This window comes from Actinoallomurus rhizosphaericola (assembly GCF_024055675.1).
GTDB classification, from domain to species: domain Bacteria; phylum Actinomycetota; class Actinomycetes; order Streptosporangiales; family Streptosporangiaceae; genus Actinoallomurus; species Actinoallomurus soli.
Genome location: NZ_JAMXMW010000002.1, coordinates 683,878 through 697,720, shown reverse-complemented (window position 1 = coordinate 697,720; position 13,843 = coordinate 683,878). Strand labels below are relative to the sequence as shown.

The following is a 13,843-nucleotide window of genomic DNA, read 5'->3' as shown; positions in this document are numbered from 1 at the left end:
TCACCACTCCTCGGGGATCGGCAGAATCGACGGCCACCGGGCGAGCAGGCAGCCTTCCGCGCGCGTGTGAACGCGCAGGTGACGTCCGAAGACGCGCAGGGCGCTGGCCGCGAACCGCACGGCGCCGTCCGGGTGGCGGCAGGCGCCACGACCTGGGATGACCGCCAGCCGCCGGTCGAGCCGGCGGTACAGCTCCGTACTGACCCGGCAGGACGCGAGCTCGGCGAAGTCCGCGGCGATCGCCGGCAGCCCGTGGACGCAGGGCCCGCACTGCCCGGCCGTCTCCGCGGCCAGCCACGCCAGGACCCGCGCGGACTCCGCCACCCCGCACGCCCGCTCGGGCAGCGCGACGAGGATGCCCGGCCCCAGCGCGAGGCCGGCCGCCTTGAACGCCGAGGGCGTCGTCGGCAGGGCCAGCAGTTCCGGTGGCAGCCAGGTACCGCCGTACCCGCCGGCCAGCACGGCCTGCAGCGGCTCGGACGGGCCGCCGGCCAGGCGCAGGACCTCGCCGACGGGCGTGCCGAGCGGCGCCTCGACCACGCCGGGGCGTGCGACCGCGCCCGAGACCGTGAACAGGGCCGTGCCCGGTGCCTCCTCGCTGCCGCACGAGCGGAACCACGCGGGGCCGTACCGCGCGATCAGCGCGATGTGGGCGAAGGTCTCGGCGTTGCTGACGAGCGTCGGCCGGCCGCCGACACCGCGCTCGAAGGGGCGTGGCGCGAAGGACGGCCGGGCGTCGCCCGTGTCGATCCAGCGGACCAGGGAGGTCTCCTCGCTGGCGACGTAACGGGGCAGTACGGCGGTCACCCGCATCGGTACGGGCGCCGGCCGGGCCCGCTCGCGCTCGGCGACCGCCCGCCGGACCGTGTCCGCCAGGGTGCGGGTCCGGCCGCGCCGTGCGCCGGCCTCCGCCCCTTCGCCGGGGTCCGGCTCGGCGTGCACGCAGACGACGATCTCGCGTGCGCCGACGGCGCCGGCGGCGAGCGCGGCCCCGTCCAGCACGAGGTGCGGTGCGACCGTCAGCAGGGCGCGGTCCTTGGCGCTGGCCGGCTCGCCCTCGGCGGCGTTGACGACCACCACGGCGGGCCGTCGCCCGGCCGCCACCGAGCGAAGCTTGCGGCCGGTCGGGAACCCGCCACCACCCCGGCCGGTCAGCCCGGCCTCCTCGACGGCCTGGACCAACGAGGCGCCCGTCGTGGTCGGCGGTGGACCGTACTGCGCCAGGTGGTCGCGCAGCTCCGCCGGCCGGCCCAGCGCGTGATAGCCGGCGAGCAGCCGTACGGCGTGCGGTGCCGCCGTTCCCGTGGTCACTCCCCGTCCCCCCTCTCGTCGCCGTCACCGGCCGAACGGGTGGCTCGCGTCGGCCGTGGGGCCGGCGTACGGCCGGTCGTTCCCGCCCCCGGGCTGCTCGCCGTGCCGAGCAGCGAGGCGGGCGTGCCGGAACGCCGGGCCCAGCCGTCGGCCAGCGGACCGGACACGGTCCAGACGCCGACGACGAGGGCCGTCACGAGCGTCAGCAGCCCGGCCCCGGCCCGCAGACCCGCCTTCCCCGGCCCCGCGGCCGCCAGCCGCCAGGCCACGGCGGCCAGGGTCACGGCGGCGCAGACCCCGGCGAGCAGGAGGAACAGCGAGGACCGGACGTCCGAACCGGTGCCCAGCGCGTGCACGAGGGCGGCGAGCCAGCAGGCGTACGCCGCCCAGTGCAGCGCCTTCCAGCGCCGGTAGCCGATCCTGGTCCGCAGGAGGCTGGTCACCGCGAGGACGATCATCACGTCGAACGCGAGGGTGCCCAGCCCCAGCCAGATCGGCCGGTACGCCGAGCCGAACGGCACGACGACGTCGGTCACGTCGATCGGGGCGTAGGAGTCGGCGACCGCGGTCGCGATGTGCACGGCGAGGAAGCCCAGGCCGGCCAGGGTGAGGTTGCGGTGCAGTCCGGCGACGACGAACCGGGGCACCCGCCGGCCGCCGACGCGGAGAGCCGACAGCACGCCGAGCGTCAGCACGACCGTGAGGAACATCAGCGTGATCTCTCCGGTCGCGCGCGTGGCGTACCAGAGGAGACTCATCCCGCCCGCCTCCCCGCCGGCCGCGCGTCCGCGGGCGGCCCGGCCGTTCGTCCCGGTTCGACCGCCTGCCCGAGGCCGGCCGTTCGTCCCGGGGCGACCCCCTGCCCTGGGCCGGCCGCCTGCCTCGGGTCGGCCGTTCGTCCCGGGCCGGCCGCCTGCCCAGGGCCGGTCGTCCGGCCTTGGCCGTCCACGAGCGTCACGGCGTCCTCGGGCCATCCGGCCAGGGCGAACGCCCGTCCGTCGAGACGGACCAGGCGGGCCGGCAGCCGCAGATCGCCCAGCCACGTCCGCGCGGACCAGCCCTTGACCAGGGCCGCGGTCGCGGCGGCGTTGGCGTCCACGCAGGTGGCCGCCGCGACGCTGGCCGTACGCCAGCAGGAGGCGGCGGGGATCCCGGTCGCCGGGTCGATGATGTGGTGCAGCCACTGGTCGCCGCGCCGCCAGCGCCGTACGGTCACCGACGAGGTGGCCAGGCCACCCGCGGTGATCACGACGTCCTGGCCGGAGGCGTCCGAGCCGTCGTCGCGGTGGTCGTCGGTCACGCGGATCCGCCAGCCGCCCTCGGGCGGCGGCCCGCCGACCGCGATGTCACCGCCCAGCCCGACGAGGACCCCGCAGCCGGTCTCCGCGAACGCCCGCGCGGCGGCCCGGTCGGCGGCCAGCGCCTTCGCCGTCGCGCCGAGGTCCAGCCGTACGCCCGGCGGCAGCCGCACGACGTGCCCGTCGAGGCGCACCGTGCGCCAGCCGGCGACCCGTCGCCGTACCAGGCGCGGTGCCGGACCGCCGTGGCGCAGCTCCGTGATGTCCCGGTCGTACCCGGCGGCCACCAGCGCGGCCCCGACGGTGGGGTCGACCGCGCCATCGGTCGCCTCGGCCACTTCCAGGGCCCGCTCAAGTGTGCGGGCGAACAGGGGGGACACCTCGACCGGCCGGCCGCCGGCGGCGTTGAGCCGCGACAGCTCCGAGTCGGTACGGAACCGGTCGCATGCCGCGCCCATCGCCGCCAGTTCGGCGTCGAGGGCGGCCCGTGCGACGTCGAGTCGCTTCGGGTCGGTGACGAGGAGCCGCGCCGTCGTTCCCCAGATCGGGAAGTCGAGTGCGCCCGTCATCAGGAGCCGCCCGAGGTCACGTGCGTCGGCCGCCGGGTGGGGGTGCTCGGCGGAGCGGCCGGTGCGGTGGCGGGCGGAGTGAGGTGGTGGCGGTGGGTCCGGTGCGGCCGCGCGGACGCGGAGCCGGTCGAGGCGGTCGGGCCCGCGGAGTCGTCCGGCGGGGTGGCCGGCTGCTCCGAGGGCGCCGGAGTGGCCGGATCGGCGTGGGTCCGGTCGGCGGCCTGGCCCGGCAGCAGGTGCGCCAGGCCGGCGACCAGCAGGCCGGACAGGACCACGCCGACACCGACCGCGCGGCGGGTCCAGACCGTCACCTGGTGCAGGCCCGCGTCGCGGCGGCGCCGGCGTGAACGTTCGGGATGCTCCATCGGTCATTCCCCCCTTGACGTGGGCTCAGGGTTCGAGTGTCGTCGGCGGGTTGTTCGAAAGCCGTGCCGGAAATGTGAAGAAGTCGTTCATCCTCTAGTGGTGCCGGCCGGCGGAATCCTCGGAGGAGGTGGCGACGCCGTGCCAGGCGGCCGAGGCGCCGCTGTGGCCGATGCGCACCACCTGGACGCCGCTGGCCACCGCGCCGACGACCGCGACGACCGCGGCGGCGACGGTCAGGTAGCGGCCCCACTGCACCGTTCGCCGGGCGGAGTACCAGCGCATGAACACGAGTACGGCCAGGCCCAGCCAGAGGAGACCGGCGAAGGGCAGCAGGCCGTCGGCCATCTCGGTGTGCCGTTCGACGAGCGCCGTCCGCTTGACGTGCTCTTCCAGCAGTTCGCCGGTGTGCGTGGCGAGCGGGACGGAGAGAAGGGCCACCGTCGCCACCCCGAGCGCCAGCGAGGCGTACCGCTCGCGGGCGGCGGGCCAGACGGCGACCACGATCGCGCCCAGGGCGGCCAACGGGATGAGGACCACCACCGCGTGGATGACGAGGGGGTGAGCGGGCAGTCCCATGATGGTGGAGAACATGACGGTCCTTCTGGGAGGTTTTCAGCCGGGGTTGCGTGCTCCACTGTCGCGGGTCAGGGCTGAACACTGCTCAAGGGAAATGTTCAGAAGTCGTTCAGATCGGGCCCCCGGCCGTACCGTGAGAGCGTGACCGACACGCCGGTACGGATCCTGATCGTCGAGGATGATCCGGGGATCTCCGCCTCCCTCCAGCGCGGTCTCACCCGCGCCGGATACGACGCGTTCGCCGTGAGCACGGCCGCCGAGGCCCTGGCCGCCGAGCCCTATGACGTGGTCCTCCTCGACCTGGGCCTGCCCGACGCCGACGGCACCGAGCTGTGCGGCACGCTCCGGCAGCGGTCCGACAGCGCCATCCTGGTGATCACCGCGCGCGGGGAGGAGCCCGACCGCGTCGCGGCGCTGGACGCGGGCGCCGACGACTACATCGTCAAACCGTTCGGGTTCGCCGAGCTGATGGCGCGGATCCGCGCGGTGCTGCGCCGCAGCAGGCTGACCGAGACGCACCTGCTCCGGCACGGCTCGCTGGTCATCGACACGCGGGCCCGGCGGGTGACCTCCGCGGGCACCGAGGTCTCCCTCACCCCAACCGAGTTCGACATCCTCGAGTGCCTCGCGACCGATCCGGGACGAGTCGTGGGCCGCCAGGAGATCCTCGAACGCGTGTGGAACACCCACTGGTACGGCCCGACGCGCGTCCTGGACGTACACATCGCGGCGCTGCGCCGGAAGCTCGGCGACCCGTCGGCCATCCAGACCGTCTACGCCCGTGGATTCCGGCTGGGAGACCTCGGGTGACGAGCCGGATCCTCGCGGCGTTCCTCGTCCTGACCGGCGGGCTGATCGTCGGCGCGCTGCTGCCGCTGGGGTTCGCGATGGCCGCCGAGCATCGGCACGACTACCGGAGCAGCACGCTGGAGGCCGCCCGCGCGCTCGCGAGCACGGCCGAGGAGGGCATCGAGGACCGCGACGGCGCGGCCACCCTGCCCCACCGGCTCGCGACGGTGCGCCGCGAGATCGAAGGCGGCGACCAGGCCCAGGTCGAGGTGGTCGACCGGAAGAGCCGGATCATCGCCGGCCGCGACACCGGCCTGTACACGCCCGGCCGCGCCGCCGTCGGCCTGCGCGGGCAGACCCGCGTCTCCGAGCTCGGCGGCCGCCTGCTGGCGATCGTGCCGGTCGGGGCCCAGGACGAGCGGGTGAAGGGCGCGGTGCTGCTGGCCCGGCCGCTCGCCCCCCTGCAAGAGCGGGTGGACCGGCTGTGGACGCGGCTCGGCCTCGTCGCGCTCGCGGCGGTCTCCCTCGCGGTCGCCCTCGCCGTCTACCTCGCCGGGTGGGTCGGCCGGCCACTGCGCCGGCTGGGGGCGGTCGCCGAGGCCCTCGGCGCCGGTGAGCTGGCGGCGCGCGCCGATCCGCCGCGTCGCCCGCCGGAGGTTCGCGGCCTGGCCGAGCGGTTCAACGTGATGGCCGCCCGCCTGGAGAACCTGATCTATGACAGCCGTGCCGTGCTCGCGGACGTCTCCCACCAGCTCCGGACGCCGCTGGCGGCGCTGCGGTTGCGGATGGAGCTGTTCGCCGAGGAGGCCGAGAGCAGCGGGCGCGAGGCGGACGCGGCCGAGTTCGAGGCCGCGCTGGAGGAGCTGGGCCGTCTGTCCCGCATGGTCGACGGGCTCCTCGCCGTCGCACGGGCGGAGAACACAACGACGCCTCCCCAGGTGATCCCGGTCACCGGCCTGCTGCGGGATCGCGTGGACGCCTGGCGGCCGGTCGCGGCCGAACGAGGTGTCCAGCTCCTCCTGGAGCCCGGCGAGTCCCTGACCGCGATGCTCGGCCCCGGCCGTCTCGAACAGGCCATCGACAATCTGGTGGACAACGCGCTCACCGCGACGCCCAAGGGCGGTCACGTGCGGATCGGCGCGCGCCGCGCCGGTCACCGGATCCACGTCACCGTCGCCGACGACGGCCCGGGCATGGCACCCGAGGCGATGGCCGACGCGTTCCGCCGGTTCCGCACCGGCCGGGCGGGCGGCACCGGCCTGGGCCTGGCCATCGTCCACCGGCTGGTCACCGCCGAGGGCGGAGACGTGACGCTGTCCGAGACGCCCGGCGGAGGCCTCACCGTCACGCTGGACCTCCCGGCGGCGAGATGACCCGGGTGGCTGCGGCCAGAAGCATACGGTGAGCCGGCGCCCGACAACGCCGACGACGAGACCAGGCAACCCCTGCCTTCCACCCGGCAACTACCAAGCTGTACGCCTTGTCGCCGCTCTGACCGCGACGGGCCGTCTCCGGGCTCGGCCCCTCGGCCCGGAGACGGTTCGTTCCGCGGCTCAGATGTCCTCGTCGCTGTAGACCGCGTCGGCGTCGACGATGCGGTACGCGTAGCCCTGCTCGGCGAGGAAGCGCTGGCGGTGGGCGGCGTAGTCCTGGTCGAGCGTGTCACGGGCGACGACCGAGTAGAACCGCGCGCCCTTGCCCGACGCCTTCGGGCGCAGGACGCGGCCGAGCCGCTGCGCCTCCTCCTGCCGCGACCCGAACGTCCCCGACACCTGGACGGCGACGGACGCCTCGGGCAGGTCGATCGAGAAGTTCGCGACCTTCGAGACGATCAGGACCTGCAGCTCGCCGCTGCGGAACGCGTCGAACAGCCGCTCCCGCTCCTTGACCTTGGTCTCGCCCTTGATGACCGGCGCGTCGAGGCGTTCGCCGAGCTCGTCGAGCTGGTCGATGTACTGGCCGATGACCAGGAGCTGCTCGCCGCGGTGGCGCTCGACGAGAGCCTGCACGACCGACGTCTTGGACTCGGTGGTCGCGCAGAAGCGGTAGCGGTCCTCCTGCTCGGCGGTGGCGTACGCGAGGCGCTCGGTGTCGGTGAGCGTCACGCGGACCTCGACGCAGTCGGCCGGGGCGATCCAGCCCTGCGCCTCCATCTCCTTCCACGGCGCGTCGTACCGTTTCGGGCCGATGAGGGAGAACACGTCGCCCTCCCGGCCGTCCTCGCGCACGAGCGTGGCGGTCAGCCCGAGGCGGCGCCGGGTCTGCAGGTCGGCGGTCATCCGGAAGATCGGCGCGGGCAGCAGGTGCACCTCGTCGTACAGGATGAGGCCCCAGTCGCGGGCGTCGAACAGCTCCAGGTGGGTGTAGACGCCCTTCCGGCGGGTGGTCAGCACCTGGTACGTCGCGATGGTGACCGGCCGGATCTCCTTCTTCGTGCCGGTGTACTCCCCGATCTCGTCCTCGGTCAGCGACGTGCGGCGCAGCAGCTCCTGCTTCCACTGGTGCGCCGAGACGGTGTTGGTGACGAGGATCAGCGTGGTCGCCGAGGCGTGGGCCATGGCGGCGGCGCCGACGATGGTCTTGCCCGCGCCGCAGGGCAGCACGACGACGCCCGAGCCGCCGTGCCAGAACGACTCGGCGGCGTCCCGCTGGTACGCCCGCAGCTCCCAGCCGTCCTCCTCCAGGGAGATCGCGTGGGCCTCGCCGTCGACGTACCCGGCGAGGTCCTCGGCGGGCCAGCCGAGCTTCAGCAGCGCCTGCTTGAGGGCACCGCGCTCGCTGGGGTGCACGGCCACGCTGTCGTCGTCGACGCGCTCCCCGAACATCGACTTGAGCTTCTTGGCCCGCAGCACCTCTTCGAGCACCGCGCGGTCCGACGACACGAGGACGAGGCCGTGCGTCGGGTGCTTCTCCAGCCGCAGCCGGCCGTACCGGCCCATCGTGTCGGCGACGTCGACGAGCAGGGCGTGCGGCACGGGGTACCGCGCGTAGGTGATGAGCGCGTCGATCACCTGCTCGGCGTCGTGGCCCGCGGCGCGGGCGTTCCACAGCGCGAGCGGGGTGATGCGGTAGGTGTGGACGTGCTCGGGCGCGCGCTCCAGCTCGGCGAACGGCGCGATCGCCTTCCGGCAGGCGTTCGCCGCGTCGTGGTCGACCTCGAGCAGCAGGGTCTTGTCGGACTGAACGATCAGCGGGCCGTCGGTCACGTGATGCCTTCCTGGCGGTGGGGTCTCAGTGTCCAACAGCCGGAGCCCCCGTGAGGCTTCCCGCGCCAGATCGGTCAGTGGGTCAGTACGTGGGTGTGCTCGTGCTCGTGTGGCTGCTGAACGCGCCGATGGCGAACAGCACGACCAGGAGGACGACCACCAGGACGAAGTTGAGCGCGAAGCACACCCAGGACCACAGGGTGAGCTGCTTGGCGGACTCGGGGTCGGTGGCGTGCCGGTTCATCGCCATGGCGGCCAGGATGATCCCGGGCAGCCAGGCGATGCCACCGCAGCACAGCAGGGCGGAGACGATGTTGGCGATCAGCGCTCCGATCGCGCCGCCGTTCGACCCGGCGGGCGGCGCTCCGGGCGGCCCGTAGTAGCCGTAACCCTGCTGCTGCCCGTACCCCTGGTGCTGGCCGTAGGGGTCCTGCCAGCCGGGCTGGGTGTTCTGCCAGCCCTGCTGGTCGTACGGGCCCTGGCCGTGCGGGCCCTGACCGTACTGCCCATACGGGTCCTGCCATGTCACGGTGTGAGCCCCCAGCTCGTAGGTCGAAGGACGTAATCGACACGCCAAGCATGGCGGATAAGTCGGACTCATCCGATCACCGTTTGGTTCCATCTTGCCGCCTTAGAAGTCAATTGTCCGTCGACCCGCCGCCCGGTTCGACGAGGACGCCGTCCGATTCCACGAGAACGTCGCCCGGTTCGACGAGGAACCGGCCCAGCACGAGCGCGGCGACCGGGACCCCGCACAGGGCCACGAAGACGCCCTGGGGCCCGTACGCCTGGGCGACCAGGCCGAACAGCGGCGCGATCAGGCCGCCGACGCTGACCCCGAGGCCGAGGGTGACCCCGGCGGCCGTACCGGGCCGCGTCGGCAGGTAGTCCTGGCCGAGCTTGACGAGCACCGCGAACGGGATGTTCAGCGCGACACCGCTCAGCACCGCGAACAGCAGCGGGAGCACGGGCCCCGGCATCAGGCGCAGGCCCGCCAGCGCGGGGAGGGCGACGACGCCGCCGAGCTGGACCGTGCGGACCAGGCCGATCCGGTCGGCGATGCGGCCGCCGAGGATCGTTCCGCTGACGCCGCCGACGAGGAAGCACGCCAGCGCCGCGCCCGCGACCTCCCGCGACGCGTGCAGGTGCCGGATCCAGTACAGCCCGATGAACGTGTTGACGCCGGTGAACGCCACCGACCGCACGACCTCGATGCCGGTCAGCACGAGGAACGGCGGCCAGCGGTCGGTCCCCGTACGGGCGGCGGCCGCGGCGGCGTCGGCCCGGTGCCGGTGCCGCCGCCGGAACAGGACGAAGCCGACCAGCAGCGCGGGCGGGATGAACAGCGCCAGCGCGCCGACGCCCATCGACACGAGCGCGGGCGTCGCCAGCACCGGTGCCAGGAAGAAGCCGACGCTGCCGCCCGCCGCGAACACGCTCATCGCTGCGGCGCTGTCGCCGGCCGTCTCACGGGCCCCCTTGCCCGCCGCCGGGTGGAACATCGACACCCCCAGCCCCGAGATCAGGATCAGCGTCCAGACGAGCGCGTACGAGCCGGCGAGGCCCGCGAGCCCGAGCCCCGTCCCGGCGATCGCGACGCCCGCGCCGGCGAGCCAGCTCAGCCGCAGGCGGTCGACGGCCAGGCCGATGAACGGCTGGGGGACCGCGCTGCCCAGCGTCGCGGCCATGGTGAGCCCGGACGCGGCGACGTACCCGTAGTGCCGGTCCAGCACGAAGTACGGCACGCTCGCGGGCACCAGGCCCTGGTAGAGGTCGTCGACCGCGTGCGCGACCCCCCACAGCCACATCCGGCGCCACGGCGAGGGGCGGGCGGCCCGGTCGCCGGACGGCCGGTCGAGGGTACGGGTGTCGTCGTCGGCGGCGGTCATGGCCGAGGTCCTGAGGAGCACATGATCAACAGGATGCGAGCCGGGGCGCTCGGCGGGCTTCCGCTATTCTGCCGGTCAATGTCGGTGACCCGCCTCGATCTCGAAGGATGGACCAGCCGGGCGCTCCCGCCCGGGGGCCGGATCGACTGGCACGACCACGCCCGGCACCAGCTGATCTATCCGAGCCGCGGGGTGCTGGAGGTCTCGACCGGCGCGGGCACCTGGGTGGTCCCGCCGCACCGCGCCGTGTGGATCCCCGCCACGGTGCCGCACTCCCACCGCGCGTACGGCCGCACCGAGATGCGCACCCTCCTGTTCGAGCCCGAGGTGAACCCGCTCCGCCTCGACGAGCCCACCGTCCTGGCCGTCACCCCGCTGCTGCGCGAGGTGATCGTCGCGCTGACCGACGACACCGGCCTGACCGGCCGGCAGCGGCACAACCTCGAGACGGTCGCCCTGGACCAGCTGTGCCGGGTGGAGTCGCTCGCCCTGCGCCTGCCCTCCCCGGCCGATCCCCGGCTGCGCGACCTCACGGCGCTCCTCGCCGACGACCCCGCGGACCGGCGCACGCTGGCGGAGCTCGGCCGGGCCGTCGGAGCGTCCGAGCGCACGCTCAGCCGGCTGTTCCGGGAGCAGACCGGGATGACCTTCCCGCAGTGGCGCGGCCAGCTGCGGCTGCACCACTCGCTCACGCTCCTGGCCGGTGGCGCGTCGGTCACCGAGGCCGCCGCGGCCAGCGGCTTCCGCAGCCCGAGCGCGTTCATCGAGGCGTTCCGGCAGGCGTTCGGCGTCACCCCGGGCCGGTACGCGAGCGGCTCCGGCCGGCCCTGACGGCTCCCGGTGAGAGCCCGCGCCGAGGCACGAGGGTATCGGGGCTCGCGGTGAGGGCTTGCGCCGAGATCGGCGTCGAAAGCCCGCGGGAAACTTTGCCGGGGCGGGCGTTGGGGATGGGCGCGGCGCGGTAAGGGTTCCCGGCGTGAGCCAGGTGATGAGCGTCGAGGAGCGTCAGGCGTTCCTGGCGGGCGTGCGGATCGGCGTGCTGAGCGTCGCCGGCGACGGCGGCGACCGAGGGCCGGTGACGATGCCGCTCTGGTACTGCTACCAGCCGGGCGGTGAGCTGTACTTCGTCACCGGCGCGACCAGCCGCAAGGCCGAGCTGATCAGGGAGGCGGGCCGGGTCTCGCTCTGCGCGCACAACGACGACCCGCCCTACCGGTACGTCACCGTCGAGGGGCCGGTCACGGCCATCGACGAGCCCGCCGGCGAGGCCGAGCGCGCCGAGCTGGCCCACCGCTACCTCGGCCCCGAACTCGGCGACCGGTACCTGCGGAGCACGCACGGCGAGGGCCTCGCGCTGTTCCACGTCCGCCCGGAACACTGGTGCAGCGCCGACTTCGGCAAACGCCCGGAGTGACCGTCCGGTCCGGGTGACCGGGTCGCCGGCTTCGGCTTCGAGATCGCGGCGGTGCCCGCGCGGTCCCGGAGACCGGGCATCAGGATGAGCCGTCGACCTCCGCGACGCCGGTGATGCGGTGCAGGGCGAACCGCTGCACGGCGGCCCGTGTCGCGTCGTACGCGGTGAGGAACCCACCCTCCACCCGCGCGGGCTCGATGATGCGGCTGGACGCCTGCCCCTGCTGGTCGAGGTAGCCGATCCACACGCGGGCGCCGCGGTCGGCGGCCTGACGCAGCTGCTGGACCATCGCCATCGCGGGGGAGCGCGGCGGCGCGCCGGCCGGCGCGGTCGTCCGCGCGGCCTGCTCACCGGCCCGGAGCGCGCGTACGGCGGCGGTCACGACCGACGCGTCCGGGCCCGTGACGCCGATCTGGGAGTGGTGCGCCGGCTCGTACGTGCCGTGGGTGGTCTCGGCGCGGCGCGCGTCGAGCCTGGTGATCACGACGGAGCCCTCAGGCGACTCGGCCACCGGGGCGTACCCCAGCGCGCGCAGCGACTCCAGCAGCTCGCCGCGTGAGGATCGGGAGGCCAGGACGGTCGGGGCGAGCCGGTGCAGCCGGAGCTGCTCCGAGCGCCGGTCCGCGAGGATCTCGTCGAGCACGGCCGGGTCGTCGCAGCGGACGTACGCCGAGGCGATGCCGACCCGCAGCCGGCCGTGCCGACGGGCGACGTCCTCGATGAGGTACGTCAGCGGCTGCGGCACGTCCGTCGCCGAGTGGCGTTTCAGCAGGTCGATCAGCTCCGCCGCGCCACGGCCCGCGTCGAGGGCGCGGCGCACGGACGTGGGCGTGAAGCGGTAGACGGTGGCGCCGCCGGTCGACTCGACGTCGGCGGCCAGTGCCAGCTCGCGGGCCAGGTCGCTGACGAGCGGGCCGGGGGCGACCGCCGTCAGGTCCGCCTGGATCAGCACGTGGTCGACCGGCTCGGGCAGCACAGCGGCCAGCGCCTTGCCCGCCTCGCCGCCCGCCAGGAGGGCGCGGGCGTGGCCGGACAGCGCGCCGAGCCCGGTGACGCCGATCGCCTCGGCCTCGCGCAGCGTCCAGCCGACGAGACGCTCGCGCAGGGTGCCGCCCCGGCGCGGCTGCTGCCAGGCGAGGTACGCGAAGACCTCTCCGGCGTTCGGCGCGGTGCCCGGCTTGGCGTCGGCGAGGGCGCCGAGAACGGACCGGCGCACCTGCGGGGCGCTCACCCGTACGGCCTCGTCGGACAGCGCGTTGATCAGCCGGTCGCGGTCGTCGCGCTCGCCCGCGAGGCCGGGTGCGCGGTCGGTGAGCAGCCACGCGGAGGCCAGGTCGGTCCAGCGGCGCTCGACGTCGCGCAGCCGCCACAGGTCGTACGCCTGGGTGGGCAGCCACCACGCGCCCGCGGGCCCGTCGTGGTCCCCGTCGCGGGCGAGCAGCCCGGCGGCGTACGCGACCTCGATCAGCAGTGCCGCCGTCCACTCGGGCACGTCCAGCGCGGTCGCGGTCGCCCGCAGGTCGCGGATGCCGAGGCCGCCGCCGCGCAGCACGCCGGGCGGGTCGACGCCCCAGCGGTCGAGCAGCTCCTCCACGGTGCGCACGAAGGTGAACGCCTGGCCGCCGGCGGTCCGGTCGACCAGGCGGCCGGAGCGCGCCGTGCCGCCGAGAGGCGGCGGCGCCGTCCGCAGCTCGGCGAACACGCGGCCGCCCCGCAGGTGCAGGCCGATCTCGCGGGGCAGCGTCACGGTCCGGTCGTCGGTCGCGGCCAGCAGGCCGCGCGCGAGGAGGCGCTCGATGGGGGAGGAGGCCGTGGCGAGGGTGACGGGCCGCCGGGCGCCGTCGACCCGGCCGACGGGCGGCCCCCACGTGAGCCGGTCGAGCGCGGCCCTGGCCTCCGGGCCGGCGTCTTCGATCAGCGCGCCGGCCCGGCCGGGGATCTCCTCGGCCGACTCCAGGCCGAGGTCGTCGAGCAGCGCGGTCAGGCGGTCGGACGGGTAGGCCGCGAACGCCTCCCGGACGGGCGGGCCCAGACCGGCCGGATGCGGGACGACCTGCCGGCCGCCGGGAACGACCCGCAGGGCGTCGTCGTCGCCCCAGATCAGCGCCAGGCCGCGCAGCCGGTCGACGGCCTCCCGGATCGGGCCGGCGTCGGACGGCGCGGCGGAGACGGCCGCCAGCAGGTCGCCGTACGCGATGGGCGAGGGCAGGACCAGGGCCGCCTCGAAGAGGTTCAGCGCGAGCCGGTCCAGGCGGTCCAGTGCCCGCGACACGGCGGATGCCGCGGAGGCCCGGGCGGCCAGCGCTCCCATGTCCGCGGGCACGGGGGTGATCAGCTCGGGACGGGCCGCGAACAGGGCGCGCAGATCCTCGTCGTCGCGCGCCCGCAGCCAGTCGGCGTAGGTGTCCGTGCTCACGCCCACAAC

General features: G+C 74.8%; 13 protein-coding genes. 4 read left to right on the top strand and 9 right to left on the bottom strand.

The features are described from left to right. The 5 genes from NE234_RS07250 to NE234_RS07230 form a co-directional block, all read right to left on the bottom strand. Positions 1-1,311, bottom strand: a complete 1,311-nt coding sequence (locus tag NE234_RS07250; protein ID WP_252778075.1) for an NADH-ubiquinone oxidoreductase-F iron-sulfur binding region domain-containing protein — start codon at positions 1,309-1,311, stop codon at positions 1-3. After that, entirely contained in the window at positions 1,308-2,069 is a 762-nt protein-coding gene (locus NE234_RS07245; RefSeq protein WP_252778074.1) for a ferric reductase-like transmembrane domain-containing protein, read from the bottom strand. Before NE234_RS07245 ends, NE234_RS07250 begins: the two co-directional genes overlap by 4 nt. Then, a complete protein-coding gene (locus NE234_RS07240) occupies positions 2,066-3,178 on the bottom strand; it encodes an FAD:protein FMN transferase (protein WP_252778073.1) in 1,113 nt (370 codons plus the stop codon). The genes NE234_RS07245 and NE234_RS07240 overlap by 4 nt, the downstream gene beginning before the upstream one ends. Further along, entirely contained in the window at positions 3,178-3,543 is a 366-nt protein-coding gene (locus tag NE234_RS07235; RefSeq protein ID WP_252778072.1) for a hypothetical protein, read from the bottom strand. Before NE234_RS07235 ends, NE234_RS07240 begins: the two co-directional genes overlap by 1 nt. Positions 3,544-3,637: 94 nt before the next feature. Next, positions 3,638-4,135, bottom strand: a complete 498-nt coding sequence (locus NE234_RS07230) for a DUF2231 domain-containing protein (protein WP_252778071.1) — start codon at positions 4,133-4,135, stop codon at positions 3,638-3,640. A gap of 126 nt (positions 4,136-4,261) precedes the next feature. Here NE234_RS07230 and NE234_RS07225 point away from each other — a divergent pair, with 126 nt between their 5' ends. Together NE234_RS07225 and NE234_RS07220 are read left to right on the top strand one after the other, a co-directional pair. Next, entirely contained in the window at positions 4,262-4,930 is a 669-nt protein-coding gene (locus NE234_RS07225; RefSeq protein WP_252778070.1) for a response regulator transcription factor, read from the top strand. Further along, positions 4,927-6,282: a sensor histidine kinase gene (locus tag NE234_RS07220; RefSeq protein WP_252778069.1), complete on the top strand. Its 1,356-nt coding sequence runs from the start codon at positions 4,927-4,929 to the stop codon at positions 6,280-6,282. Before NE234_RS07225 ends, NE234_RS07220 begins: the two co-directional genes overlap by 4 nt. A 180-nt stretch (positions 6,283-6,462) precedes the next feature. Here NE234_RS07220 and NE234_RS07215 read toward each other — a convergent pair whose 3' ends face one another. The 3 genes from NE234_RS07215 to NE234_RS07205 all read right to left on the bottom strand — a co-directional run bounded on the left by NE234_RS07215 (position 6,463) and on the right by NE234_RS07205 (position 10,004). Further along, positions 6,463-8,115: a DNA repair helicase XPB gene (locus NE234_RS07215; protein WP_252778068.1), complete on the bottom strand. Its 1,653-nt coding sequence runs from the start codon at positions 8,113-8,115 to the stop codon at positions 6,463-6,465. A gap of 82 nt (positions 8,116-8,197) precedes the next feature. Beyond that, positions 8,198-8,644: a hypothetical protein gene (locus NE234_RS07210; protein WP_252778067.1), complete on the bottom strand. Its 447-nt coding sequence runs from the start codon at positions 8,642-8,644 to the stop codon at positions 8,198-8,200. Between the two features lie 109 nt (positions 8,645-8,753). Then, positions 8,754-10,004: an MFS transporter gene (locus tag NE234_RS07205; RefSeq protein ID WP_252778066.1), complete on the bottom strand. Its 1,251-nt coding sequence runs from the start codon at positions 10,002-10,004 to the stop codon at positions 8,754-8,756. Positions 10,005-10,082: 78 nt separating this feature from the next. On the opposite strand from NE234_RS07205, the gene NE234_RS44170 reads away from it, so the two are divergent. Next, the gene (locus tag NE234_RS44170; protein WP_305886665.1) at positions 10,083-10,835 is read left to right on the top strand and encodes an AraC family transcriptional regulator; all 753 of its coding nucleotides are present in this window, start codon (positions 10,083-10,085) and stop codon (positions 10,833-10,835) included. Between the two features lie 145 nt (positions 10,836-10,980). Continuing rightward, complete coding sequence (locus NE234_RS07190; RefSeq protein ID WP_252778065.1) at positions 10,981-11,418, top strand: pyridoxamine 5'-phosphate oxidase family protein; 438 nt, start codon at positions 10,981-10,983, stop codon at positions 11,416-11,418. Between the two features lie 79 nt (positions 11,419-11,497). Here NE234_RS07190 and NE234_RS07185 read toward each other — a convergent pair whose 3' ends face one another. Beyond that, positions 11,498-13,834: a helicase-associated domain-containing protein gene (locus tag NE234_RS07185; protein WP_252778064.1), complete on the bottom strand. Its 2,337-nt coding sequence runs from the start codon at positions 13,832-13,834 to the stop codon at positions 11,498-11,500. Positions 13,835-13,843 lie beyond the last annotated feature (9 nt).